The sequence below is a fragment of the Pseudoalteromonas lipolytica genome (assembly GCF_001306915.1).
GTDB lineage: Bacteria > Pseudomonadota > Gammaproteobacteria > Enterobacterales > Alteromonadaceae > Pseudoalteromonas > Pseudoalteromonas simplex.
The window spans coordinates 1-510 of the sequence record NZ_LJTC01000067.1 but is presented as its reverse complement, the minus strand read 5'-3'; the positions used below and the strand labels follow the sequence as shown (position 1 = coordinate 510).

1 protein-coding gene is annotated in these 510 nt (G+C 52.7%); it reads right to left on the bottom strand.

All coding sequences use genetic code 11. From position 1 onward, the window contains the following. A partial coding sequence (locus AOG27_RS21550) for an Ig-like domain-containing protein (protein ID WP_235523730.1) occupies window positions 1-510 on the bottom strand: 510 nt, incomplete at both ends.

Sequence of the window (510 nt, the reverse complement as noted above, 5' to 3'; positions counted from 1 at the left end):
CCGTTACCGTCACCGTGCCACCAATTTCATTACTGCGTCCTGTGAACTCAGGCGTCACATCACTGCCCGCCCCAACGCCCGTTAAGGTTAAGCTTGGTGCAACGGTATCAATGACCCCAGTCACCGTTTCTTCTGTAAGGTTCCCCACCCCATCACGCACACTGGCGTCAACAGTAAATTGACCATCAGCTAAGACCGTTGTTGGACTCACTGACCAATTACCGCTGGCATCCACTGTCGCTGTCAGGGTGCTGCTATCACCATTGGCATCGGTGACGACCACGGTCACTTGTGCACCTTCACCTGCATCACTGGTACCACTGATGAGCGGCGTATTGTCATTTCCTATTGCATCCACATTAACGGTGAGTGTCGGTGGTGTACCATCAAAGTCACTTGAACTGATAGTACGTACATTGCCTGCAGCATCCGATGCACTGGCTGTTATCGACGCTAGGTTCGCTAACGGCACGGTTAACCCTGTCAGTGACCAATCACCATTGGCATCGG